This window comes from Mesorhizobium sp. B2-4-2, assembly GCF_006442845.1.
In the GTDB taxonomy this organism is placed as follows: domain Bacteria; phylum Pseudomonadota; class Alphaproteobacteria; order Rhizobiales; family Rhizobiaceae; genus Mesorhizobium.
Window position 1 is genome coordinate 381,889 of sequence record NZ_VFVM01000001.1, and the last position, 23,095, is coordinate 404,983.

The following is a 23,095-nucleotide window of genomic DNA, read 5'->3' on the forward strand; positions in this document are numbered from 1 at the left end:
TCAGTCCTTGGCCAGCCGGTACTCGCCGGTCTTCGGATCCTTCACCAGCGTCCCCATCGCGCCGTTTGCCGTCTGCTTTTCGGTGCGCCGCACCTTGGCGGTTACACGCTCGGCCTCGCGGATGAAGGTGCGGTAGCCAAAATAAGCGGCGATCCCGACGACGGCGAAGAAAATGATCTGCGGCATATCAAAACTCCTCCCACGCTGGGCCGGCGAAGGGCGGCCGGTCGGGTCGGTTGGCGCATGTCGTCCAAAGGCGGTTTCTGGAGAAAAACGACATGCATGGAACTTCGAGGTTCATGCTAGACGGTTTTGCCGGGTTTTCAAAGCCCGAAGCGCGCCCACAAAGCGCGCTCTTGCGCCGCATCGATCACGCCCCCGGTGGCAGCGGCGGCAATATCGGGCGCCGAAAATCCCTTGCTCGAGCCGAACAGCCCGAAGCGGCCGAACAAACCGCGCGGCGCCGAGATCAGCTTGAGTTGGGTTTTCGCCCCGAACCGCGTCTTGAGCACGGATCGCATGTCGCCGAGCGCATCGACAAGCCCAAGCTCCAGGCCGCGCTTGCCGGTCCAGAACAGGCCCGTGAACAGGTCGGGATCGTCCTTGAGCTTCGTGCCGCGCCGCTCCTTGACCAGATCGATGAAGGTTTCGTGCACTTCGAGCTGCAGCGCCTTCAGCCGTTCGATGTCTTCCTTTTTCTCGGGCTTGAACGGATCGAGCACCGACTTGTTCTGCCCTGCCGTGTGGACGCGGCGCTCGACGCCGATCTTCTTCATCAGCTCCGGGAAGCCGAACGAAGCCGAGACCACGCCGATCGAGCCGACGATGGACGATGGATCGGCGAAAATCTCGTCGCCGGCGACCGCGATCATGTAGCCGCCCGAGGCAGCGACGTCCTCGACGAAGACCAGCACCTTTCTGTTCTTCTCGATCGCCAGGTCGCGGATACGCTTGAAGATCAGCCGCGACTGCACCGGCGAGCCGCCGGGCGAATTGATGGAGATGGCGATCGCAGGCGCGTCGAAGGAAAACGCCTTTTCGATCAGCCCGGCGGTGGAGGCAAGCGACAGGCTGGGACGGAACGGGCCGCCGCCCGCCAGGATGGTGCCGTGCAACCGGATAACCGGAATGGTGACGACCGTGGAACGCCAGGATTTCGGCAGCAGGCGGTTGAAAAGGCGTTTCACTGAGGTCGATCTCCGCTCGATGGGTTGCCAGCATGTAGGAATTTCAAGGCCAACGGCAATGCCGCGGCCATCGCGGCCAGGTTGTGTTCAATCTCCGAACAGGGAGGCGAGGCCGTTGTTGATCATCTCCGTCCGTTCCGACGGGCCGTCGCCCGTCTGCGCGTGAAGCATCAAAGGCGGCCGGATGGCGAGTTTGCCGCGCGCCCCGAGCGTTGCCCTGACGATGATGCGGATCGCCGCGGCATCGGGGCGGGGATGCACGGCCAGCATCTCGGCGTCGCCGAAACGGCCCGCGATCGCATCGAGAAGCGAACCGAGTTGCTCGGGCCGCGCGATGATGGCAAGCCCGCCGCGCGGCCTGACCACCGCTGCGGCACTGCGGATCCAGCCCTCTAACAGCCCGTCCTCCATGACATGCGCTTCCTTTCTCAAGCGCTCGGGCGTGGCGCGGTCCTGCGCGGCGTTGAAGGGCGGATTCATGATGACGAAATCGAAATCATTGTCGCCGAGGCCGGCCGCCGTCCTGGCGCGGCCCGAAAGCGCGACATTGGCGACGAGCACCGAAGCGCGGTCGACGAGGTGAGCGTTGCCGGGATGCGCGAGCGTGGCCGCGGCGAAAGCCGCCATTTCCGGCGCGCGTTCGACCAGCACGGCCCGGGCCGTCGGGCAGCGCGCCAGAACGGCAAGTGCCGCGGCACCGGCGCCGGCGCCGAAATCGGCGAGACGCCCGCCGAAGGAGGACGGCACGGCAGCCGCCAGCATCATGGCGTCCATGCCGGCGCGATGGCCGCCATGCTTGGGCTGCACCAGCCAGAACCGGCCGCGATGGAAGGCATCGACCGTGTGGGCTGGCGTGTCCGGGGCGAGAGCGGCTGGCGCGGCGGACATTATTTTTGGCGGATCTCGTTGGCGATGCCGGCATCCGTCAGGATGCGCCGCGCCGCGTCGGCCTTGTCGGCGTCGACCATGACGCGCCGCGGCAGGATGCCGAGCGAGCCGTCGAGCACGCTCATATTCTGGTCGGCCACGAAGCAGCCGATGCCGGCATCGCGCATCAGCGATTCGACGAAGGAGATGATGACCGCGTCGTTGGTGCGAATGAGCTCTATCATCGGACGAAACTCTCAGTTTGCCGCGTTCATGTAAACGCATGCGAGGCCCGAAACCAGAGAAGCCGCGCCAATTCGCCACTTGCCGTGGCCGCGTTCGCCGCCCTAGAGTCCGTAACGGAACTAAGGGTGCCGTCGCACGCGTTACATCAGACGGGAGAGTTTGTCGTGGGTGTCGTTCTCAACATCGAAAACGGAAAGCGGGAACCCGCCTCCATCAAGGATCTGATCGACCTGACGGCGGCCGACATGGGGCGCGTCAACGATTTGATCCTGTCGAAGGCCGGATCCGATGTCGAGATGATCCCGGAGGTCGCCAACCACTTGATCTCGTCGGGCGGCAAGCGGCTCAGGCCAATGCTGACGCTCGCCGCCGCACAGATGTTCGGCTATGCCGGCGAGGGCCACGTCAAGCTCGCCACATCGGTCGAGTTCATGCACACGGCGACGCTGCTCCACGACGACGTCGTCGACGAGAGCGGCATGCGACGCGGCAAGAAGACGGCCCGCATGATCTGGGGCAACCAGGCTAGCGTGCTGGTCGGCGACTTCCTGCTTGGCCAGGCATTCCGCATGATGGTCGATGTCGGTTCGCTGGAGGCGCTCGACATCCTGTCGAGCGCGGCCTCGATCATCGCCGAGGGCGAGGTCATGCAGCTTGCCGCCGCCAAGAACCTGGAGACCACCGAGGACGAGCATTTCGCCGTCATCAAGGCCAAGACCGCGGCCTTGTTCTCGGCTGCCGCCGAGGTCGGCCCCGTCATCGCCCAGGCGACGCGCAACGACCGCGCCGCCTTGCGCTCCTACGGCATGAATCTCGGGCTCGCCTTCCAGCTGATCGACGATGCGCTGGACTATGGCGGCACCAGCAAGGATCTGGGCAAGAATGTCGGCGACGATTTTCGCGAGGGCAAGGTGACGCTGCCGGTCATTCTCGCCTACCGGCGCGGCAGCAAGGCCGAGCGCACCTTCTGGAAGCGGGCCATCGAGGACAATGTCACCGATGACGCCGGCCTCGAAAAGGCGATCGGGCTGATGACCCACCACGGCGCGATCGCCGACACGATCGGGCGCGCCCGTCATTTCGGCGAGATCGCCCGCGACGCGCTGGCGCCGCTGGAGGCGACGCCGCAGAAATCGGCGCTGATCGACGTCATCGACTTCTGCATCAGCCGGGTGAACTGAGCCGCTGCCTTTCACGCAGCTCTCCTCTGGCTCGTGCTGGGGAGAAATCCGTGAATCCTTCTCCGCCGCCTCGACAAGCTGCCCGGCTGCAAATTATCTATAAAACATGGCAAAGGGCACGGACGACACCATCGCGGTGCGCATCGGCAAGGTTCTGGCGGATCGCATCATCTCGGGCGCGATCGAGCCGGGCGCCCGGTTGCGGCAGGACCATGTCGCCGAGGAGTTTAACACCAGCCATGTGCCCGTGCGCGAGGCCTTTCGCCGCCTCGAGGCGCAAGGCCTCGCCGTCAGCGAACCGCGCCGCGGCGTGCGCGTGGCGGCTTTCGACCTCGGCGAGGTCAAGGAGGTCGCCGAAATGCGGGCGGCGCTCGAAGTGCTGGCGCTGCGCCACGCGGCGCCGCATCTGACCTCCGCTATTCTCGATCGGGCCGAGGAGGCCAGCAAGGCCGGCGACAAATCCCTGGACGTCAGGTCGTGGGAAGAAGCCAACCGCGCCTTTCACCGGTTGATCCTGACGCCATGCGGCATGTCGCGTCTTCTCGCCACCATCGATGACCTGCACGCCGCAAGCGCCCGTTTCCTGTTCGCCGCATGGCGTTCGGAATGGGAGACCCGTACCGACCAGGACCACCGGGCGATATTGGCCGCCTTGCGGCAGGGCAACACCGAATCGGCCGCGGCGACATTGGGGCGGCACGTGCAATGGATTGGCCGCAAGCCGGTCAGGACAGCCTCCGGCACCACGCGAGAGGCCTTCGCGATCGTGGGCTAACCGCCTTGCGCAAGGCATGCCTTGCCATCGTCCGAAAATTGTGGCTTCGATAATAGATCGAAGGCAAAAATTATCTATAATTTTGGATCGACCAAGGGAGCCCCTATGACCGACATCGCGTTCTCGTCCGCAAAACCGTCCTTCAGCCCGCTCCGGCTTCAGGAGCGATCGCTCGGCTGGCAGGCGGGCGCCGTCGTGCTCGGCACCCTGTTCCTGGCGCTGTCCTCCTACATCCAGGTGCCGATGGTGCCGGTTCCGGTGACGATGCAGACCTTTGCCGTGACGCTGGTCGGCGCGCTCTACGGCTGGCGGCTGGGCGCGATCACCATCGCCGCCTGGCTGGCCGAGGGTGCGGTCGGCTTCCCGGTTCTGGCCGGCGGGGCTGCCGGCGTACAACATTTCATTGGCCCGACGGGCGGCTATCTCTTCGCCTTCCCGGTTGTCGGCGCACTGGTCGGCTGGCTGGCGGAGCGCGGCTGGAACGGCGGCAGGGTCGTGCTTGCCTTTGCCGCCATGCTGCTCGGCAACCTGCTGTGCCTAGCCCTTGGCACGGCGTGGCTCGCCGTCATCATCGGCGCCGAGAAGGCTGTTGCCTTCGGCTTCCTGCCGTTTGTCCTCGGTGGCCTGCTCAAGTCGGCGCTTGGCGCCGCCACGCTGATGGCGCTCCCGCGCGGCAAGGCGAAATAGCGCCAGCCGTGACGATAAGGCTGCGCGCTCATCACCTCCTTTGCCTGCTCACCTATGTGGGCAAGGGATACAGCCCCGCATTCACGGCCAACTACGACGGTATCGCGCAGCGCCTTGGCCGGGGCGAGGACATACTGGTCGTGTCCGGCCCGGACGACATCTGCGCACCGTTGCTGGATGAACAGGAGTCACATTGCCTGCGGGACAGCGCCGCCGAGCGGGACCGGCTTGCCGCCCACGATGCCGGCGCCTTGCTCGGGCGACCAATCCGGGCCGGTGCGCGCCTCGATCCCGGTGCGGACATGCTGGCGCGGATGCGGCAGGCCTTCTCGGCCGGCCTCACGCGCGAGGCCTGCCGAGGCTGTGAATGGAGCGGCCTGTGCAGCGCGGTGGCGTCAGGCGGATATCAGGGCGCGCGCCTGCGGCCCTCCGGTCTTCCGGGCACTCCTGACGCCGATGCGCCGGTTTCGGGCTGAAAGCCGTTCTTTGCCGGCATGGTTTGTTAATCGGGTGACCCGATTGTGAATTCGAGGCGGATTGAAGCGTGACCCCAAAAAGGCCATGCTTTTCTCCGAAAGATCGAATCTACGTCGATCCCGCTGACGCGGAGATGGCGCCTGGCTGAAAGGGATACGATGCAGCAGGGACGTGTGCGCTGGCTGACAAGGCTGGCACTTGTGACGGGCATGGCGATTTCGGCGCTGCCGGCCTATGCCAAGCAGACCACCGAACCGGTGAAGATCACATCTTTCTCGGGAGCCTATCTGGCTGCCCGGATCGCCGAGGGTGACAACGACCTGGATAATGCCATTGCCTACTACAAGCAGGCCCTGGCCTTCGATCCAAGCGATACGGGCCTGCAGCAGAGCCTGATGCTGTCGCTGATCGCGCAAGGCCGCTTCGACGAATCCCTTGTCTATGCCGACAAGCTCAAGGAAGTTCCCGACGTCGAACGGTTCTCGCGCCTGGCGCTGGCGGTCGATTCCTTCCACAAGAAGGATTTTTCCAAGGCGCAGTATTGGTTGAAGCTGTCGCTGGAATCCGATCTCGACCGGCTGATCTCCGGCGTCATGTCCGGCTGGGCCCAAGAGGGCGCCGGCGACCCCAGCGAGGCGATGGCATCCATCGACAAGCTGCAGGGCCCGGACTGGTTCGGCCTGTTCAAATCCTTCCACCGCGCGCTGATCGCCGACGTGTCCAACATGCCTGAGAAGGCCGACGCGATCTATGCCGCGACCATGCAGGACACCGCCGCCGGCAGCGCGGCTCCCGAAACATGGATGCGCAATGCGCAGGCCTATGCCTCGTTCCTGGCCCGCAAGGGCGACACGGCCAAGGCGGTATCGGTGCTCGACCAGGCCGAGGCGTTTTCGCCGGGCAAGCTGGAAATTGTCGCCTTGCGCGACAGGATCAGCAAGGGCGACAAGATCCCGCCCTTCATAGCCGGCCCATCCGACGGCGCCTCCGAGATATTGCTCGATCTGGCAACCGCGCTCAATCGCGGCGGCGGTGAGCCTTTCGTCAGGCTCTATCTGCAATATGCGCTGGCGCTGAAACCCGACAGCGATGCCGCCCTGGTGCAGCTTGCCGCCGTTTCCGAACAGCTGAAGGACGGCGAGGGGGCCATCGCGCTCTACCGACGGATACCGGATACCTCGCCGCTGAAGGAGCTTTCGGACTTACAGCTTGGCCTCAACCTGGCCGATCTCGATCGCCATGACGAGGCGATCACGCATCTGAAGGCCTTCGTCGATAAGCACCCCAACGACATGCGCGCCTATCTGGCGCTTGGAGGGGTCTATTCGTCGAAGGAGGATTTCCGTTCCGCCGCCAATCTCTACGACAAGGCCGTCGAGGCGCTGAAGACGCCGACCGCCGCCAACTGGAATATCTTCTACCAGCGCGGCATCGCCTATGAGCGGCTGAAGGAATGGCCGAAAGCCGAGCCGAATTTCCGCAAGGCGTTGGAATTGCAGCCCGACCAGCCGCAGGTGCTGAACTATCTCGGCTATTCCTGGGTCGACATGAATATGAACCTGAAAGAAGGCCTGGCGATGATACAGAAGGCCGTCGATCTCAGGCCGAGCGACGGTTACATCGTCGACTCGCTGGGCTGGGCCTATTTCCGCCTCGGCAGGTACGATGACGCGGTGCGCGAAATGGAACGCGCGGTGTCGCTGAAGCCGGAAGATCCGGTGCTGAACGACCATCTCGGCGACGCCTATTGGCGCGTCGGCCGCAAGCTGGAAGCCACCTTCCAGTGGAACCAGGCGCGCGACCTGAAGCCGGATCCCGACGTGCTTGCCGCCTTGCAGCAGAAGCTGATGAAGGGACTGCCGCCGATCGAGTCCAACACGGCGCAGGAAACCCCCAAGGTCAAGCCGGCGCCGGCCGCGCCGAAGGGCTAAGATGAAATGATCTTGCTCGCGAACGGGGCCCTTGTCGGGCCCCGTTTTCGTTGGCAGCCATGTCAGAACAGCTTGCGGTAGACGACGAAGCCCGAGCGTTCGCCGATCCTGTCGTAGAGCTTCATGGCGGTGTGATTGGTCTCGTGCGTCAGCCAGTACACCCGGCCCGAGCCGGCCGCCTGCGCCCGCTCGTAGACGCCCTCGATGAGAGCCCGGCCGATGCCCTTGCCGCGCAAGGTCTCGTCGGTGAAAAGATCCTGCAGGTAGCAGTTTGGCGCGATCGCCGTGGTGCTGCGGTGGAAGAGGTAGTGCACGAGGCCGACGAGCCGTCCTTCACTTTCGGCAACCAGCGCATGCACCGGCTCATAGGCGTCGAAGAAGCGCGACCATGTCATGGCGGTGATCTCGCCTGCCAGCGCCGTCTCGCCCGAGCGCCCGTAAAACGCGTTGTAGCCGTCCCACAGCGGCAGCCATTGCGCGAAATCCTGGCGCGTGACCGGGCGGACGGTGATGGAGTTGGGCATGGCTGACCTGTTGTCTGGCGAGACGGAGTTGTGAGCGTTCACCAGAAGGCACGTGCTCATCGCCGGCAATGGGCCAGCCGCTCGCAAAGCTTTCGACATGCCTCGCGACGCCCGCGCCTTGCTTGACGCTTCGCCGCCGTGTCTCTAGGACGGGGCCGCAAGTCAGCCCTTGCAGCCGAGGCCACCGTGACGATTGAAATCCCCGCCCATATGCATCCCAGCCGCTCCTTTCAGGGGCTGATCCTGACTCTGCACAATTACTGGGCGAACTATGGCTGCGTCATCCTCCAGCCCTACGACATGGAGGTCGGTGCCGGCACCTTCCATCCGGCCACGACGCTGCGGGCGCTTGGACCGAGGCGCTGGAACGCCGCCTACGTCCAGCCTTCGCGCCGCCCCAAGGACGGCCGCTACGGCGAGAATCCGAACCGGCTGCAGCACTACTACCAGTATCAGGTGATCCTGAAGCCCAATCCGCCCAACTTGCAGGAGCTCTATCTCGGCTCTTTGGCGGCGATCGGCGTCGACCCGCTGCTGCATGACATCCGCTTTGTCGAAGACGATTGGGAAAGCCCGACGCTGGGCGCCTGGGGCCTTGGCTGGGAATGCTGGTGCGACGGCATGGAGGTGTCGCAATTCACCTACTTCCAGCAGGTCTGCGGCATCGAATGCGCACCGGTTGCCGGCGAACTCACTTATGGCCTGGAACGATTGGCCATGTATGTGCAGGGCGTCGACAATGTCTACGACCTCAATTTCAACGGCCGCGACGGCGCCGACACGGTCACCTATGGCGATGTCTTCCTGCAGGCCGAGCAGGAATATTCGCGTCACAATTTCGAATACGCCGACACGACGATGCTGCTGCGCCACTTCGACGATGCCGAGGCCGAATGCAAGGCACTGCTCGATGCCGGTGCGCCCGCATCGAACGACAGTCTGCCTGTGCACCGCATGGTGTTTCCCGCCTACGACCAGTGCATCAAGGCCAGTCACGTCTTCAACCTGCTCGACGCGCGCGGCGTGATCTCCGTCACCGAGCGGCAGAGCTACATCCTGCGCGTGCGCAATCTGGCGAAAGCCTGTGGCGAGGCGTTCTTGAAGACGCAGGCCGGCGGATTGGCGGCCTGATCTCAGGCACCCTCCCTCATCAAATCGAGGGAAGCGTTGATCGGCGATAGAATCTGGCCGCTCGGGCCGGCTATTATGCGCAATGCTTGGCGCACGCCCGGCATCGAGAAGGCGCCATGGGCCTGAGCGGTGAAGCAAGCGCTGAGCGCCAGGATTTGCAAAAGTCTGGATGCCGTTTTCATGGTCGTTCAGCCAATAGCTCTCTGCCTGAGCGTGGGTCGCTTCAGCGCTGCGTTCGGTTCATGGAAATCTTTGATCCAAGGACGGGTGGGATCATCCCGTCCCGACAGGACGCCCAAAATTTCTGGAAAGGGTGACAGCGGCCAGCCGAGTTGCTATGGCCTCTTTACCTCCCCCTGGATGGGGGAGGTCGCCGCGAAGCGGCGGGTGGGGGTGACAGCGCGACTTCTCATGCCGAAACTCGATCGGTTCAAACTGCGGTCGGTGCAACGGCTTCGTGCGGCGATGACCGACGAAGAACGCATCTTGTGGCGGCACCTATGGCGCATCCCGGTGGAAAGGCACTCATTTCGCAAGCAGGCGTCGGTCGGTATTTACTTCCCTGATTTCATCTCGCACCGCCTGAAGCTGATCGTCGAGGTGGACGGCGCTCACCACAGTTTCGATCGTCAGCAACGACACGACGAAATTCGGACAAAATGGTTCGAAAGTCAGGGCTATCGTGTCATCCGTTTCTGGAACCACGAAATCAAAAACGAACTGGATTCCGTGCTCGATACGATCTATGCGGCGGTGGAAGAACGAAAATCAGACCTTCGCCCGTCAGACGCCGAAGGCGCTTGAGATTGAGACGCCGCCACCCCACCCCGGCGCTGACGCGCCGACCCTCCCCATCGAGGGGAGGGTGAGGAGCTATCCATGCCTGACCTGCTTCTAGAACTTCGCTCCGAGGAAATCCCGGCCCAGCCGCGCGCCCGCAGCGCCGGAGGCACGAGGACGCGCGAACAGGAAAATGGCATGCGGGCGGAGACACTCTGATGCCGGATCTTTTGCTCGAACTTCGCTCCGAGGAAATCCCGGCCCGCATGCAGCGCAAGGCGGCTGGCGATCTGAGGAAGATGCTGACCGACGGCCTGGTCGAGGCAGGGCTGACCTACGAGGCGGCGCGCGAGTACTGGACACCGCGGCGACTGGCGCTCGACATCAGGGGCCTGACCGCGCGCTCGAAGGACATCAGCGAGGAGATCAAGGGGCCGTCGACGACGGCGCCGGAACAGGCGGTCCAGGGCTTCCTGCGCAAGGCCGGGCTTTCCTCGGTCGCCGAGGCACACGTCCATTCCGACCCGAAGAAAGGCGATTTCTACGTCGCCCATGTCTCGAAGCCGGGCAGGGCGGCGGAAGAGATCATCGCCGGGCTGGTGCCTGACATCATCCGCAATTTCCCGTGGCCGAAATCGATGCGTTGGGGGCCGGCCTCGGCCAAGCCCGGCTCGCTGCGCTGGGTACGGCCGCTGCAATCGATCCTGTGCACCTTCGGTCCGGAAACCGAGGAGCCGGTCGTGGTCGATTTCGAGATCGACGGCATCCGTTCGGGCAATGTCACTTACGGCCACCGCTTTCACGCGCCCGGCGAAATCACCGTGCGCCGCTTCGACGATTATGTAAGCAAGCTGGAAGCGGCCAAGGTCGTGCTCGACGCCGACCGGCGCAAGGAGATCATCCTTGCCGATGCCCGCAACCTCGCTTTCGCCAACGGGCTGGATCTGGTCGAGGACGAGGGGCTTTTGGAAGAGGTGTCCGGGCTGGTGGAATGGCCCGTGGTGCTGATGGGCGCGTTCGAAGACGCTTTCCTGGCCATTCCGGCCGAGGTGATCCGGCTGACCATCCGCGCCAACCAGAAGTGCTTTGTGACATCGCGCCCAATCTCCCCCCTCGAGGGGGAGATGTCGGCGAAGCCGACAGAGGGGGTCGGCACGACGGGACGCGACTCCCTTTCGCACACAGAGGACGCTGGCGCTCCACGTGAGACGACCCCCTCTGCCCTGCCGGGCATCTCCCCCTCAAGGGGGGAGATCAGCGAACTTTCCAACCGCTTCATCCTCACCGCCAATATCGAGGCTAGTGACGGCGGCAAGGAGATCGCCCACGGCAACGGCAAGGTGGTGCGCGCGCGCCTCTCCGACGCGCTCTATTTCTGGACGACCGACCAGGGCGATCTGCCTGATCTCGCCGAGCTCGAGGGGTCGGCGAAAAAGTTCGGGCTTGACCTGAAGAAGCCTCTCGACCAGCGCATCGCGCGCCTCGACCACCTCAATGTGACCTTCCATGCCAAGCTTGGCACGCAGGGCGCGCGCGTGGAGCGGATCAGGCGATCGGCGCAGGAACTGGCGCCGACCGTCGGCGCCGATCCCGCGCTCGCCGCTCGCGCCGCGGTTCTCGCCAAGGCCGATCTGACCACCGAAGTCGTCGGCGAGTTCCCGGAATTGCAGGGCGCCATGGGCCGCAAATACGCGCTGCTCCAGCGTGAGCATCCGTCCGTGGCGGCAGCCATCGAAGAGCACTACAAACCGCAGGGGCCGTCCGATTACGTGCCGAGCGATCCGGTGTCGATCGCCGTCGCGCTCGCCGACAAGCTGGACACGCTTGTCGGCTTCTGGGCCATCGATGAAAAACCGACCGGCTCGAAGGATCCTTACGCGCTGCGTCGCGCTGCGCTCGGCGTGGTGAGGATTTTGGTCGAGAACCGCATTCGACTGGGGCTGACGATGATCTTCGGCAGCGCTTCCACGAACTACACGGTTGGCAACATAGATCAGGTCCGAGACCTTCTCGCCTTCTTCCACGACCGCCTGAAAGTCTACCTGCGCGATCAGGGCGCTCGCCACGACCTGATCGACGCTGTCATCACGCCGCAGTCGGATGACCTGCTGCAGATCGTACGCCGCGTCGAGGCGCTCGGCACTTTCCTCGACACCGAGAACGGCAAGAACCTGCTTGCCGGCACCAAGCGCGCGGCCAATATTTTGGCTGCCGAGGAGAAGAAGAAAACGGCGATCGCCGAAACCGTCGAGCCCGCGCTGTTCCGCGAGGATGCCGAGAAATCGCTGTTCGCGGCGGTGAATCAGGCCGAGAAGCAAGCCGGCGAAGCGATTCAAAACGAAGACTTTTCCGCCGCCATGCTGGCGCTTAGCGTTTTGCGCGAACCGGTTGATTCATTCTTTGAACGCGTTCTCGTGAATGATGAGGATCAGGCCGTGCGCGCCAATCGATTGGCGCTGCTCGCCCGCATCCGCGCGGCCACCGACCAGGTCGCGGATTTCTCCAAGATCGCGGGCTAGAGGACTTCAGGCGGCGACGCTCGTCCACGGCGGCAAAAGCGGCCTGTCCGGCAATGGTGCCGGACGCCGGATCGACGTCAAGACAGCCGCTACTTGAGTTTGCCGACCCCAGGGACGGGCTGCTGCGCTGCCGCCGCCGGCGCGGCTGCCGGTGATGTCGCCGGGGTCTTCTGCCCATTCGCCGCCGGTGCCGCCGAAGCGGTGGCGGTTGCAGGGGCAGTGGCCGGCGCCTTGGCCTGCGTGGGCGTCGAGAAGGCGCTGCCGACGATACCGCCGCGAATGATCATCGGGTTTTGCAGGAAGCCGTGCCGCGCCTCAGGCGCGTTCGGGATCGCCGCCACCTTTTCATAGGTGACGTCAGGGTCGCCGAGTGCGGTGACCGACCGCGTATCGCCTGCCTGGGCAGCGTCGGCTGCCTCCAGCGTGACAATGGACGGCGTTGCGGACGGCGCTCCGGGAAAGACCAGTGACGAGGCCTGGGCCCCGCCGGCCATCGCCGCCAGAGTGACACCCAGCGTTCCCCAAATACGCACAGACACGATGAAAGCTCCCCATTACCCGGAAGCCCCACGATAGCGGGTCGGAATTGATGCCGGCTTTCGCGGAACCGTAGCATTTTAGGGATTGTTAAATCGCCAAGGGCCGGGCTTGCCCCTTGGACGCCATCGTACTACGCAGCCGACATTCGTGAGGTGACCAGAGTGGCTGAAATTCTTGCCGTCGGCGAGGCGATGGAACGGGCATTGGCGCTGCTTGAAAGCGGCGAGGTGGTCGCCATTCCGACCGAGACCGTCTATGGGCTCGCCGGCGACGCCACCAACGGCATCGGCGTGGCGCGCATCTTCGAGGCCAAGGGGCGGCCGCGCTTCAACCCTCTGATCGCCCATATCGCCGATATGGCGATGGCCGAGCGCATTGCTTTGTTCGATCCGCTGTCGAGGAAATTGGCGCTTGCGTTCTGGCCGGGTCCTTTGACGCTGGTGCTGCCGCAGCGGCCCGGCAACGGCATTCATCCGCTGGTCAGCGCCGGGCTCGACACGATCGCCTTGCGCATGCCGAGGGGCTTTGGCGGCGACCTGATTGCAAGGCTTGGCCGGCCGCTTGCGGCTCCCAGCGCCAATTCCTCCGGCAGGATCAGCGCGACGACGGCGCAGGCCGTGGCGGCTGATCTCGGCGCACGCATAAAGCTGGTCGTCGATGGCGGCGCGACGCCGGTCGGGCTGGAATCGACCATCGTCAAGGCCGAAGAGGGAAAATTGCGTCTGCTGAGGCCCGGCGGCATTGCCGCCCAGGAAATCGAGGCGGTCGTCGGCATGGACCTGTTGCGCGGCGCCAACGCCGGTGTCGAGGCGCCGGGCATGCTTGCCTCGCACTATGCGCCTGACGCCGCGGTGCGGCTCAACGCCGGGACCGTCGGCGAAGGCGAGGCGCTGCTGGCCTTCGGCAAACGTCGCGCCGAAGGCTGGCAAAAGGCGGCCGCCTGCCTCAATCTGTCCGAGGCCGGTGACCTGCGCGAAGCGGCGAGCAATCTTTTCGCCTACATGCAGCAACTCGATCGCAGCGGCGCGCGGACCATCGCCGTGGAACCCGTTCCCTTCGACGGGCTCGGCGAAGCGATCAACGATCGGCTTTCACGGGCCGCCGCGCCGCGTGACAATAGCTTGCCGCCAACCTAGTTTCGCGCACATGACCGACATCGCCGAGATTCCCGACACCGCTCTCATCGACCGCTTCGCGGCGATCGTAGGCGAAAAATACGCGTTGCGCGACCAGCGCGATATAGCACCCTACATCACCGAACGGCGCGGGCTATGGCATGGCGCGACATCGCTCGTGCTGCGGCCAGGCAGCGTCGAGGAGGTCAGCCGGATCCTGCGGCTGGCGACCGAGACGGCAACGCCAATCGTGCCGCAAAGCGGCAATACCGGGTTGGTCGGCGCCCAGGTGCCGGACAGGTCCGGCCGCGAAATCGTGCTGTCCCTGTCGCGGCTGAACCGCATCCGCGAGATCGATGCCTTGTCCAACACCGTGACGGCGGAGGCCGGCGTCATCTTGCAGACGTTGCAGGAAGCGGCCGATGCCGCCGACCGGCTGTTTCCACTGTCGCTGGCCGCGCAGGGCTCCTGCCAGATCGGCGGTAACCTTTCCTCCAATGCAGGCGGCACCGGCGTGCTGGCCTATGGCAATGCGCGCGAGCTTTGCCTGGGCGTCGAGGTGGTGCTGCCGACGGGCGAGGTGTTCGACGATCTGCGCAAGCTGAAGAAGGACAATACCGGCTACGACCTCAAGAATCTGTTCGTCGGCGCCGAAGGCACGCTCGGCATCATCACCGCCGCCGTGCTGAAACTGTTCCCGAAGCCGAAAGGTCGCGAGGTTGCGTTCGTCGGCCTGCCGTCGGCCGAGGCGGCGCTGTCGCTGTTCAGCCTGGCGACGGACCGCGCCGGCGCCGCGCTCACCGCCTTCGAGCTGATCGGCAAGCGGCCCTACGATTTTACGCTGGCGCATGCCCAGGGCGTGGTGCGGCCGCTGGCGCAGGATTGGCCGTGGTATGTGCTGATGCAGATCTCGTCCGGCCGTTCGCCGGAGGATGCCAGGGCCCTGATCGAGGACGTGCTCGGGGCCGGGCTGGAACAGGAAATCGTCGGCGATGCGGTGATCGCGGCCAGCCTCGCCCAGGGCGATGCCTTCTGGAATTTCCGCGAGGTGTTGCCCGATGCGCAGAAGCCCGAGGGCGCCTCGATCAAGCATGACATTTCGGTGCCGGTGGCATCGATCCCACGTTTCATCGAAGAGGCCGCCGGCGCGGTGGCTTCGGTCAGCCCCGGAGCGCGCGTGGTCTGCTTCGGCCATATGGGCGACGGCAATCTCCACTATAACATCTCGCGGCCAGTCGACGGCGACGACCAGGCGTTCCTCGATCTCTACCACCCCATGAACAAGGCCGTGCACGACGTCGTGCGCTCCTTCCACGGCTCGATCTCGGCCGAGCACGGCATCGGCCAGTTGAAGCGGGACGAACTGATCGCCACCGCCCCGCCGATGGCGATAGACCTGATGCGCAGGGTCAAGCAGGCCTTCGACCCGGCCGGCATCATGAATCCTGGTAAGGTTATCTGATCCTTTCGGATTCAAGCGCTCGGTCGCATTCCGATAACCATCCCCGTGATCAGCAAAATTTAACCGACTTTCTTAAGCGCGGCGGTAAGGAGGCCGCGCTACTGTTTCCCCATAACGAGGCCGGGAAAACTGGCCCGGAGAGAACCGGACACCGGCTCTCAGGAGAAACAGGAAGGCATTCAATGAACACTGGACTGAAGCCAGTCTGGGCGGGACGCAACATGCGCCTCGACCCATTCCGCCTGCCGCAGGTGGTAAGCTACGCCACGCGCGACGACTATGGCGACGTGACCTTCACCATCGACCACCGTGGCGCCGTGATCCGCCGCCTGCTCGAGATGAGCGGCGTACCGGCGATCATCGCTCTGCCCGCCAATGCGTTCCGCGGCGTTGCCGCCCGCGCGATGGAGGACCCGGAAGGTAACGTCACGGTGACTTTGGAACTCCTGCACAATGATCCGATGCTGTCGGTGCCGCTGCTGGTGGCCGACGATCTCGACGACGTCGCCGCCGACTGGCGCGCCTGGGCCGACGCCTATCGCCTGCCGATGCTGTTGATCGAATCGGACGGCATCGCCCGCACGCTGGAGGAATCGCTCGGCGCGGCCATCAAGACGCTGCCGCCGCAGGATCGCCGCAAGGGCCGCGTTTCGACCATGCGCCGCCCGCGCTTCCTCGCCCGCCGCAGGGCGGGTGACCTCGGTCTCAGGCTAGTGATCGGCGGCGAGGAGATCATCGCGCGCGAATAGGCTGAAATTCTGTCTGGAAGGCTGGCGCCGGCTGCCGCCACCTTCTCTCCGTAAACGGGGAGAAGGGAAAGAAAACTATACCAGCGGCTTCAGCGCCACCCACAGCGCGCCGCCGATGAGGCCGAGGAAGATCAGCCAGCCGACCTGGTTGTTCGACCTGAACAGCCGCAGGCATTGATCCGGATTGTCGATATCCAGCACCAGGATCTGCCGCGCCATGTGGGCGCCGGCGGCGATAAGTCCGGCCAGAGCCACGACAGGGGCCTGCGCCGAAGCGAAGGCGATGGCGAAGCAGACAAGCGCGCCGCCATAAAGCCCGACCAGCCACGATTTGGTATTGTCGCCGAACAGGCGCGCGGTCGAGCGTACGCCGACGATGGCGTCGTCTTCCTTGTCCTGGTGCGCATAGATCGTGTCGTAGCCGATCACCCACAGGATCGAGCCGAGATAGAGCATGACGGCCGGCCCGTCCAGGTCGCCGAACTCAACCGCCCATCCCATCAGCGCGCCCCAGGAAAAGGCAAGGCCAAGAACCAGTTGAGGCCAGTTGGTGATCCGTTTCATGAATGGATAGATGGCGACGATGGCCAGCGAACAGGCGCCGAGCAGGACGGCGAAGCTGTTGAACTGCAAGAGCACGGCAAGTCCGACCAGTGCCTGCAGGATGACAAACAGCCATGCCCCCCGCCGCGTGACCTTGCCCGACGGAAGCGGCCGCGAGCGCGTGCGCTCGACCTGATTGTCGATGTCCTCGTCGGCCAGATCATTATAGGTGCAACCGGCGCCGCGCATGGCGATGGCGCCGGCCAGGAACAGCACGAGATACAAGGGCGCCGGCAGCAGCGAAGGCAGCGGATCGCCCGGGCGCGGATAGGCGCTGGCCGCGAGAGCCGCGGACCACCAGCACGGCCACAGAAGCAACTGCCAGCCGATCGGCCTGTCCCATCGGGCAAGCTGCGCATAGGGCCATATCGGCCGCGGCAGCACGCGGTACACCCAATGGCCGTTCGGCGCGTCGGCGACGCGGCCCTGGGCTGCTTTCGACTGAACCGTTTCCATGAACGATGGAGTGGCAGCAGCCGCGCAAACCGTCAAGCGGCGAGCAGGGCAGTGGCATTCGTCAGCGCTTCAGGAGGCGAAGATGTCGCGGGCGGAGAACCAGCTCTTTGCCACGTCGACGAAGGCCAGCACGGCATTGGGCAGGCGCTGGTGCGTGTCATGGGTGAGGATGATGCGCTGCATGGGCAGCGGATCGGAAAGCGGCTTGCAGACGAGAGGCAAGCCGTCATAGCTGCGGTCGCCATGCGGCCTCGTGTAACTGACGGCGACGCCGAAGCCGTTGGCCACCATGCTGCGCTGGAGTTCGAACGAGCTTGTCTGCCTGTCGGCGACCGGCGACAGGCCACGGCTGCGGAACAGGTCCAGCATGTGCTGCCAGCTATGCGGCTGGTCCGTCGTGATCAGCGGATAGGCGGCCAGATCGGCCAGGCTGACATCGGGACGATCCGCCAGCGCGTGTCCAGCCGGCAAAAGCGCGTGCGGCCTGAGCTCATGCAGCAGGATGCGGGCGAAATGCGAAGGCAGCCCAAGATCATAGGTGAGCCCGAGGTCGACGGCGGCATCGCCGAGGCGCCGCCCGAGCGTCTCGAAGGTCTCGTCGCGCACGATCACTGCAACCTCAGGATGGCGTTCCGAGAAGGCGCGGATCAGGGCCGGCGCGAAATAAGGCGCCAGATCTTCGAAGCATCCGAGCACCAGTTCGCCCCCGAGCGCCGACTTGCGCGAGCCGAGACCGATGAGCTCGTCCGTCTCGGCAAGGACCTGTTTCGCCTTGGCCACCACGGCGCGGCCGAAGGATGTCAGCGAAACGCCGCTTCCGCGCTGGCGCACGAAGAGTTTCTGGCCGAAATCCTGTTCGACCGCGTCGATCGCCACCGAAATGGACGGCTGTGAAACGTTCAACGCCCTAGCCGCGCCGGTAACGCTGCCATGGCGAGCGACGGCAACCAGATAGCGCAATTGCGTGAGGGTAGGGCCCATAGAGTATAACTATATGACGGATCAGAAGTTATTATTTTACTAAATGAAAGAGAGTTGCGATAGTGGCATCGATCCCTGAAAGGAGAATGCCATGGCTTCCCAGACCGCACCTCGCGCGATCGACACAGGCTTGATCGATGCGCGGACAATAGCGGATTACCAGTGCGACGGCGCTGTCTGCATCCGCGGCGCTTTCAAGGACTGGGTCGAAACGATCGCCGCCGGCATCGAGCGCAACATGCAAAACCGCAGCGCCACCGCCTCGGACATCGCCAACGGCCGCGGCAGCTTCTTCGACGATTACTGCAACTGGGAACGCATTCCCGAATTCGTCAAGCTGGTCCGCGAATCGCCGGCGGCCGAACTGGCGGCCGCGGTGATGCGGTCGCGCACGGCGCAGTTCTTCCACGATCATGTCCTTGTCAAGGAACCGGGCACCCAGAAGCCGACGCCCTGGCATCAGGATATCCCTTACTACTTCGTCGACGGCCGGCAGACGGTGAGCTTCTGGATCCCTATCGACCCTGTAAAGGAGGCAACGCTGCGGCTGATTGCCGGCTCGCACAAATGGGACAAGATGATCCTGCCGGTGCGTTGGCTCGACGACAGCAATTTCTATGCCGACGAGGGCGACTACCTGCCGGTGCCGGATCCAGACACGGACCCCTCGCTGGAGGTGCTTGAATGGGAAATGGAGCCGGGCGATGCTATCCTGTTCGATTTCAGGACCGCGCATGGCGCGCGCGGCAACCTGACCGCGGCGCGGCGGCGTGCGCTATCGCTGCGCTGGGTTGGTGACGACGCCCGTTATGTCGAACGGCCGGGGCGCACCTCCCCGCCCTATCATGGCCATGGCATGCAGTCGGGGCAGAAGCTGCGCGAAGACTGGTTCCCGATCGTTTTCCAGAGCTGAAGCGCTTGCCAGAAAATCGGCGACGGTCTCCGCCGCCGATTCTTGGGCAGGGGTAACGTTCCCGTGCGCAATTTCGACCAAAGCGCCCGGATGCCTTGACCCGTCGTCCAGAGAGCAATAGCGGGTTCTCTGGAAGATTACAGGCATCAAGAGGTGGCCATGAACGTTCTTCTTCTCGGCTCCGGCGGCCGCGAACATGCGCTCGCCTGGAAGATCGCCGCGTCGCCCTTGCTGACCAAGCTTTATGCTGCGCCCGGCAATCCTGGCATCGGCCGCGAGGCGGAGCTGATCAAGCTCGACATCGCCGATCATTCCGCTGTCGCCGCCTTCTGCAAGGACAAGCAGGTCGACCTCGTCGTGGTTGGGCCGGAAGGGCCGCTGGTCGCCGGCATCGCCGACGATCTGCGCGGCTGGGGCATCCGCGTCTTTGGCCCGTCGCGTGCGGCGGCGCGGCTCGAAGGATCGAAGGGCTTCACCAAGGATCTCTGCGCCAGATATGACATCCCCACCGCCACCTATGGCCGTTTCTCAGACCTGGCATCGGCCAAGGCCTATGTCGAGAAGATGGGCACGCCGATCGTCATCAAGGCCGACGGCCTTGCCGCGGGCAAGGGCGTCACTGTCGCAATGACGATGGATGAGGCGCTGGCCGCGCTCGACGCCTGTTTCGACGGTTCTTTCGGCACCGCCGGTGCGGAAGTCGTGGTCGAGGAGTTTCTGACCGGCGAGGAGGCCAGCTTCTTCTGCCTGTGCGACGGCACTACAGCACTGCCCTTCGGCACCGCGCAGGATCACAAGCGCGTCGGCGATGGCGATGTCGGCCCCAACACAGGCGGCATGGGCGCCTATTCGCCGGCCCCGGTGATGACGCCCCAGATGGTGGAGCGCACCATGCGCGAGATCGTCGAACCGACCATGCGCGGCATGGCTGCAACAGGTGCACCGTTCGCCGGCATTCTCTTCGCCGGGCTGATGATTACGGACAAAGGGCCGAAGCTGATCGAATACAACACCCGCTTCGGCGACCCCGAATGCCAGGTGCTGATGATGCGGCTGAAGGACGACCTGCTGGTGCTGCTCAATGCCGCCGTCGATGGCCAACTCGCGCACATGTCGGCGCGCTGGAGCGACGAGGCGGCACTGACCGTCGTCATGGCCGCGAGAGGCTATCCCGGCACGCCCGAAAAAGGCTCGGTCATTCGCGGGCTCGATGAGGCTGCCAGCGAAGGCGCCCAGATTTTCCATGCCGGCACCGCCATCAATGGCGGTGCGCTGGTCGCCAATGGCGGTCGCGTCTTGAACGTCACCGCGGTCGGCGCGACTGTCGGCGAGGCGCAGGAGAAGGCCTATGCCGCGCTCGACCGTATCGACTGGCCGCAGGGCTTCTGCCGCCGCGACATTGGCTGGCAGGCCGTGGCGCGCGAAGCGGCAGGAGCAAGCTGACCGCAAGCATCCGGTCGCACAAATTCAGCGTTTGCCGCGGTCGGGTTCGGTAGAAGCGGTGCTCACCGGGTCCGCCGCCGCAGCGAAGGCGGCGTCGAGTTGCGCTGGGGTACGCTGCCCGGTGCGCTTCCAGGAGACATATTGGACGATGCCGAAGATCGGCCGCCGCGGCACCGTCTTCACGACAGGCATGCGGAACCCGTCGCGGAATTTCGACCAGCGCGAACCAAGCACCGCGACCATTTCCCCGAAACTCGGTGGCGTCGCCACATCGGCGTAGATGAGAGTGGTCTTGCCGGCCAAAGCGGCTTCGCGCGAGAGCGGCACCGGTACGCTGGCGAGATAATCCGCCGGCACGTCGATCACCCCGCCGAACGGCCATTGCTGGCGCAGCGTGGCGGCATCTGTCGGCGCGACGTTGACGTCGATGTCGTCCGGCGTCCCGGCTACCCTGTAGGGGCAACGGAAGCGGCCGCAATTGGCCTGGGCCGAAAACTGCCAGAGCGCATAGCCTTGCCAGTTGCCGATGGGAAAATGCACGTCGATGTCAGGCTTGTAGCGCGCGTACCAGAGCGGCAGCCGCGACAGCAGCCGGTATTTGTAGCTGTTGTCGGCGATATACTGGGCGGTCTTGCCATTGGTGTAGAGTACCGGGAAGCGGCCGATGCGCCGATGCACCTGGCGCACGAACGCCTCGGCGTCGTCGAGCGACATCCATTGCGCGGGATCAATGCCTTCGATGTCGAGGGCCATGAGGTCGTCCGGCGCGGGATCGGCGAAATCGAGGAAATTATTGGCCTGCTCGACCGGATTGCCGGGGCGGGCGAGGTGATAGGCGCCCCATTTCAGGCCGAGGGCCTTGGCGACCACCTTGCGCGTCTGGAACAGTTCGCGCGTCACCGCATGGCGTTTCCACAGTGCCTTGCAGAGTTTGACCTCGGTATCGTCTCCGGAGCAGGAATAGGGCGGCGACATGCCGTCGGAGGCTTTGTTGATGAAGCCGACGACGCGCTTGTCCGTGGCAAGCTGCGCCCAGTCGATGGAATTGTATTCGTAGGCATCGACGACAAGCGCCCGGTCGGCACTTTTCCACGGCTCGGAGAAATCCGAGGCCCTTGCCGCCGTTGTCAGCGCCATCATCGCCGCGAGAGCGATCGCTGGGCGGCGAAGAAGATGCGCCGTTCTCTTCAAACAGGAATCCCCGTTGATCAAAGGCAAATCCTGGACCGCTATGGTTAAGGATTCGCTTTCAAGGCAATGCGGTCCGTCAGCCGAACAGCTTCAAATGCCGTCGCTACTGATAGGAACAGCGACAACCGCCGGTCTTGAAATGGCCTGAAACCATATTTGCAATAGAAGGCGGCGGCCATGTCGTCCTTTGCGTCGACGATCAGTGCGAAGGAAGCAGGAGCAGCTTGGGCGCAGCGCCGAAGTGCATCCACGATCAGTATCGATCCTACTCTTTTTCCCTGATATCGGGTATCGACTGCCAACCTTCCGATCAATATGGCGGGCAGGACCGGGTAACGCGGTAGGCGTCTTGTCAGGTCTTCCGGCAGAGAAGTGATGGGCACATTTGACGCTGCAAAGTGTAGTATCCGGCAATGAGATCGACATCACGGTCCGCGGCGACAAAGCAGTTGCTAACTCGGCGTTTGACGTCCTGGCTTGCCAACTCGTGTAGACGTTGGCCGAGTGCCAGCACGCCACAGCTGAATGTCTTACGATCATACGATCCGCCCAGCGGCTCGATGATCAAGCCTAGACTCACCGGGATTCGACGACAACTCGCTTGTAGGCGTCGGCGGCTTTGCGCAGCGCTTCATTAGGTTCGGGCGGATTGAGAATGGCCTCTACCAGAGCGAGCTGATCCTCGATGGACAGGCGGATGATAGCGATCTCCTCAATGGTGCGTTGTGCAGCTTCCTGCGCTGCGGAGACCACGAAGTCGCTGACGCTGCGGCCCTGGATTTCGGCGGCACGTTTCATCATACTCAGCATATCCGGGGATATCCGAGCTTCGAGACGGGAGGTACGGGTCAGTTGGTTTGTCATTTCGATCACCTCTAGCACGGTATGTACGGGAATACATATCAAGTGCGACGGTCAGCGCGGCCGAATGGCTGAACTTCAAACGGATCCGGCGCGGGCTGTTGCGGCAGCGTGCCTTCGGCCGCGCGTTTGCGATGATGGGCGAGCGAGCATTTCGGCGAGCACAATATACCGCGATCCGACCAATAGGCGGCGCCGTTTTCCAATTCACCGTGATAGTATGAGAACCCCGCCGCCCGGTAGGGCAGGCCGCACTCGATACAACGGTAGGCGTCAGGTCTGGCAAGCATGAGTTGGTTTCCAGTCGGCTGGTTCTGGTCTGTTGCCGGTCGATTTTGACCCGGCGTCCATCGCATTTAATACGAGCCGGCGCGATTACAAAATCAGCGTGACAAAATTTGACGTTTACGTAAAAAGAAGATGGGCGATCGCCCAAAGGCGAATACGGTGTGTGGCAAGCAGGTCCCACTCAGATC

The 23,095-nt window shown here is 64.1% G+C and carries 25 protein-coding genes; 13 read left to right on the forward strand and 12 right to left on the reverse strand.

Features of this window, described 5'->3' with window-relative positions:
- The 4 genes from FJ942_RS01830 to FJ942_RS01845 all read right to left on the reverse strand — a co-directional run bounded on the left by FJ942_RS01830 (position 1) and on the right by FJ942_RS01845 (position 2,299).
- Complete coding sequence (locus tag FJ942_RS01830) at positions 1–186, reverse strand: hypothetical protein (RefSeq protein WP_140497980.1); 186 nt, start codon at positions 184–186, stop codon at positions 1–3.
- 137 nt (positions 187–323) lie between these two features.
- A complete protein-coding gene (locus FJ942_RS01835) occupies positions 324–1,187 on the reverse strand; it encodes a S49 family peptidase (RefSeq protein ID WP_140497982.1) in 864 nt (287 codons plus the stop codon).
- A gap of 87 nt (positions 1,188–1,274) precedes the next feature.
- Positions 1,275–2,075 carry a methyltransferase gene (locus FJ942_RS01840; protein WP_140564280.1) on the reverse strand — a complete coding sequence of 267 codons (801 nt, stop codon included), beginning with the start codon at positions 2,073–2,075 and terminating at the stop codon, positions 1,275–1,277.
- Positions 2,075–2,299 (reverse strand): DUF2007 domain-containing protein, encoded by a 225-nt coding sequence (locus tag FJ942_RS01845; protein ID WP_135901951.1) that lies wholly within the window; start codon positions 2,297–2,299, stop codon positions 2,075–2,077. Before FJ942_RS01845 ends, FJ942_RS01840 begins: the two co-directional genes overlap by 1 nt.
- 165 nt (positions 2,300–2,464) lie before the next feature.
- On the opposite strand from FJ942_RS01845, the gene FJ942_RS01850 reads away from it, so the two are divergent.
- The 5 genes from FJ942_RS01850 (at position 2,465) to FJ942_RS01870 (ending at position 7,351) form a co-directional block, all read left to right on the forward strand.
- Positions 2,465–3,481: a polyprenyl synthetase family protein gene (locus tag FJ942_RS01850; RefSeq protein ID WP_140897134.1), complete on the forward strand. Its 1,017-nt coding sequence runs from the start codon at positions 2,465–2,467 to the stop codon at positions 3,479–3,481.
- A gap of 106 nt (positions 3,482–3,587) precedes the next feature.
- Positions 3,588–4,256: a GntR family transcriptional regulator gene (locus tag FJ942_RS01855; protein WP_140547324.1), complete on the forward strand. Its 669-nt coding sequence runs from the start codon at positions 3,588–3,590 to the stop codon at positions 4,254–4,256.
- Positions 4,257–4,361: 105 nt separating this feature from the next.
- The gene (locus tag FJ942_RS01860) at positions 4,362–4,943 is read left to right on the forward strand and encodes a biotin transporter BioY (protein WP_140547325.1); all 582 of its coding nucleotides are present in this window, start codon (positions 4,362–4,364) and stop codon (positions 4,941–4,943) included.
- 8 nt (positions 4,944–4,951) lie between these two features.
- Positions 4,952–5,419, forward strand: a complete 468-nt coding sequence (locus FJ942_RS01865; protein ID WP_140564279.1) for a DUF1284 domain-containing protein — start codon at positions 4,952–4,954, stop codon at positions 5,417–5,419.
- Positions 5,420–5,578: 159 nt separating this feature from the next.
- On the forward strand, positions 5,579–7,351 hold the full coding sequence (locus FJ942_RS01870) for a tetratricopeptide repeat protein (protein ID WP_140897135.1): 1,773 nt from the start codon (positions 5,579–5,581) through the stop codon (positions 7,349–7,351).
- Positions 7,352–7,413: 62 nt separating this feature from the next.
- Here the strand turns inward: FJ942_RS01870 and FJ942_RS01875 are convergent, their stop codons facing one another.
- Positions 7,414–7,875: a GNAT family N-acetyltransferase gene (locus tag FJ942_RS01875; RefSeq protein ID WP_140558231.1), complete on the reverse strand. Its 462-nt coding sequence runs from the start codon at positions 7,873–7,875 to the stop codon at positions 7,414–7,416.
- Positions 7,876–8,085: 210 nt separating this feature from the next.
- Here FJ942_RS01875 and FJ942_RS01880 point away from each other — a divergent pair, with 210 nt between their 5' ends.
- From FJ942_RS01880 to glyS, 3 genes are all read left to right on the forward strand, one after another.
- Positions 8,086–9,006 (forward strand): glycine--tRNA ligase subunit alpha, encoded by a 921-nt coding sequence (locus FJ942_RS01880; protein ID WP_181169800.1) that lies wholly within the window; start codon positions 8,086–8,088, stop codon positions 9,004–9,006.
- 129 nt (positions 9,007–9,135) lie between these two features.
- On the forward strand, positions 9,136–9,810 hold the full coding sequence (locus FJ942_RS28735) for a DUF559 domain-containing protein (protein WP_246679632.1): 675 nt from the start codon (positions 9,136–9,138) through the stop codon (positions 9,808–9,810).
- A gap of 194 nt (positions 9,811–10,004) precedes the next feature.
- Positions 10,005–12,305 (forward strand): glycine--tRNA ligase subunit beta, encoded by a 2,301-nt coding sequence (gene glyS / locus FJ942_RS01895; RefSeq protein WP_140897138.1) that lies wholly within the window; start codon positions 10,005–10,007, stop codon positions 12,303–12,305.
- A gap of 89 nt (positions 12,306–12,394) precedes the next feature.
- On the opposite strand, the gene FJ942_RS01900 is transcribed toward glyS, so the two are convergent.
- Positions 12,395–12,844 carry a hypothetical protein gene (locus FJ942_RS01900; RefSeq protein ID WP_140514781.1) on the reverse strand — a complete coding sequence of 150 codons (450 nt, stop codon included), beginning with the start codon at positions 12,842–12,844 and terminating at the stop codon, positions 12,395–12,397.
- Between the two features lie 162 nt (positions 12,845–13,006).
- On the opposite strand from FJ942_RS01900, the gene FJ942_RS01905 reads away from it, so the two are divergent.
- The 3 genes from FJ942_RS01905 (at position 13,007) to FJ942_RS01915 (ending at position 16,171) form a co-directional block, all read left to right on the forward strand.
- On the forward strand, positions 13,007–13,981 hold the full coding sequence (locus tag FJ942_RS01905) for an L-threonylcarbamoyladenylate synthase (protein WP_181169775.1): 975 nt from the start codon (positions 13,007–13,009) through the stop codon (positions 13,979–13,981).
- Positions 13,982–13,991: 10 nt separating this feature from the next.
- Entirely contained in the window at positions 13,992–15,422 is a 1,431-nt protein-coding gene (locus FJ942_RS01910) for an FAD-binding oxidoreductase (RefSeq protein WP_140895537.1), read from the forward strand.
- A gap of 182 nt (positions 15,423–15,604) precedes the next feature.
- Positions 15,605–16,171 (forward strand): DUF6101 family protein, encoded by a 567-nt coding sequence (locus tag FJ942_RS01915; RefSeq protein ID WP_140498020.1) that lies wholly within the window; start codon positions 15,605–15,607, stop codon positions 16,169–16,171.
- 75 nt (positions 16,172–16,246) lie between these two features.
- On the opposite strand, the gene ubiA is transcribed toward FJ942_RS01915, so the two are convergent.
- Both ubiA and FJ942_RS01925 read right to left on the reverse strand, forming a co-directional pair.
- Positions 16,247–17,230 carry a 4-hydroxybenzoate octaprenyltransferase gene (ubiA, locus tag FJ942_RS01920; RefSeq protein WP_140897139.1) on the reverse strand — a complete coding sequence of 328 codons (984 nt, stop codon included), beginning with the start codon at positions 17,228–17,230 and terminating at the stop codon, positions 16,247–16,249.
- 69 nt (positions 17,231–17,299) lie between these two features.
- Positions 17,300–18,211 carry a LysR family transcriptional regulator gene (locus FJ942_RS01925; protein ID WP_140897140.1) on the reverse strand — a complete coding sequence of 304 codons (912 nt, stop codon included), beginning with the start codon at positions 18,209–18,211 and terminating at the stop codon, positions 17,300–17,302.
- A gap of 91 nt (positions 18,212–18,302) precedes the next feature.
- Between FJ942_RS01925 and FJ942_RS01930 the strand changes: the two genes are divergently transcribed.
- Together FJ942_RS01930 and purD are read left to right on the forward strand one after the other, a co-directional pair.
- Positions 18,303–19,124, forward strand: a complete 822-nt coding sequence (locus tag FJ942_RS01930; protein WP_140897141.1) for a phytanoyl-CoA dioxygenase family protein — start codon at positions 18,303–18,305, stop codon at positions 19,122–19,124.
- Between the two features lie 159 nt (positions 19,125–19,283).
- On the forward strand, positions 19,284–20,567 hold the full coding sequence (purD, locus tag FJ942_RS01935) for a phosphoribosylamine--glycine ligase (protein ID WP_140897142.1): 1,284 nt from the start codon (positions 19,284–19,286) through the stop codon (positions 20,565–20,567).
- 24 nt (positions 20,568–20,591) lie between these two features.
- On the opposite strand, the gene FJ942_RS01940 is transcribed toward purD, so the two are convergent.
- From FJ942_RS01940 to FJ942_RS28745, 4 genes are all read right to left on the reverse strand, one after another.
- Positions 20,592–21,707 (reverse strand): glycoside hydrolase family 25 protein, encoded by a 1,116-nt coding sequence (locus FJ942_RS01940; protein WP_140649180.1) that lies wholly within the window; start codon positions 21,705–21,707, stop codon positions 20,592–20,594.
- A gap of 95 nt (positions 21,708–21,802) precedes the next feature.
- Positions 21,803–22,060, reverse strand: coding sequence for a GNAT family N-acetyltransferase (locus tag FJ942_RS28740; RefSeq protein WP_246674948.1), 258 nt, complete (start codon positions 22,058–22,060; stop codon positions 21,803–21,805).
- Positions 22,061–22,334: 274 nt separating this feature from the next.
- Positions 22,335–22,622, reverse strand: a complete 288-nt coding sequence (locus FJ942_RS01950) for a DUF1778 domain-containing protein (protein WP_140897143.1) — start codon at positions 22,620–22,622, stop codon at positions 22,335–22,337.
- 38 nt (positions 22,623–22,660) lie between these two features.
- Complete coding sequence (locus FJ942_RS28745) at positions 22,661–22,909, reverse strand: hypothetical protein (RefSeq protein WP_140498033.1); 249 nt, start codon at positions 22,907–22,909, stop codon at positions 22,661–22,663.
- Positions 22,910–23,095 lie beyond the last annotated feature (186 nt).

Coding starts and splice junctions, on each gene's coding strand:
- FJ942_RS01870 (WP_140897135.1), top strand. CDS start 5,579: ATGCAGCAGGGACGTGTGCGCTGGCTGACAAGGCTGGCACTTGTGACG.
- FJ942_RS28745 (WP_140498033.1), bottom strand. CDS start 22,909: ATGCTTGCCAGACCTGACGCCTACCGTTGTATCGAGTGCGGCCTGCCC.
- FJ942_RS01875 (WP_140558231.1), bottom strand. CDS start 7,875: ATGCCCAACTCCATCACCGTCCGCCCGGTCACGCGCCAGGATTTCGCG.
- FJ942_RS01925 (WP_140897140.1), bottom strand. CDS start 18,211: ATGGGCCCTACCCTCACGCAATTGCGCTATCTGGTTGCCGTCGCTCGC.
- FJ942_RS01855 (WP_140547324.1), top strand. CDS start 3,588: ATGGCAAAGGGCACGGACGACACCATCGCGGTGCGCATCGGCAAGGTT.
- FJ942_RS01950 (WP_140897143.1), bottom strand. CDS start 22,622: ATGACAAACCAACTGACCCGTACCTCCCGTCTCGAAGCTCGGATATCC.
- ubiA (WP_140897139.1), bottom strand. CDS start 17,230: ATGGAAACGGTTCAGTCGAAAGCAGCCCAGGGCCGCGTCGCCGACGCG.
- FJ942_RS01930 (WP_140897141.1), top strand. CDS start 18,303: ATGGCTTCCCAGACCGCACCTCGCGCGATCGACACAGGCTTGATCGAT.
- FJ942_RS01880 (WP_181169800.1), top strand. CDS start 8,086: ATGCATCCCAGCCGCTCCTTTCAGGGGCTGATCCTGACTCTGCACAAT.
- glyS (WP_140897138.1), top strand. CDS start 10,005: ATGCCGGATCTTTTGCTCGAACTTCGCTCCGAGGAAATCCCGGCCCGC.
- FJ942_RS01940 (WP_140649180.1), bottom strand. CDS start 21,707: ATGATGGCGCTGACAACGGCGGCAAGGGCCTCGGATTTCTCCGAGCCG.
- FJ942_RS01845 (WP_135901951.1), bottom strand. CDS start 2,299: ATGATAGAGCTCATTCGCACCAACGACGCGGTCATCATCTCCTTCGTC.
- purD (WP_140897142.1), top strand. CDS start 19,284: ATGAACGTTCTTCTTCTCGGCTCCGGCGGCCGCGAACATGCGCTCGCC.
- FJ942_RS01915 (WP_140498020.1), top strand. CDS start 15,605: ATGAACACTGGACTGAAGCCAGTCTGGGCGGGACGCAACATGCGCCTC.
- FJ942_RS01830 (WP_140497980.1), bottom strand. CDS start 186: ATGCCGCAGATCATTTTCTTCGCCGTCGTCGGGATCGCCGCTTATTTT.
- FJ942_RS01840 (WP_140564280.1), bottom strand. CDS start 2,075: ATGTCCGCCGCGCCAGCCGCTCTCGCCCCGGACACGCCAGCCCACACG.
- FJ942_RS01860 (WP_140547325.1), top strand. CDS start 4,362: ATGACCGACATCGCGTTCTCGTCCGCAAAACCGTCCTTCAGCCCGCTC.
- FJ942_RS01910 (WP_140895537.1), top strand. CDS start 13,992: ATGACCGACATCGCCGAGATTCCCGACACCGCTCTCATCGACCGCTTC.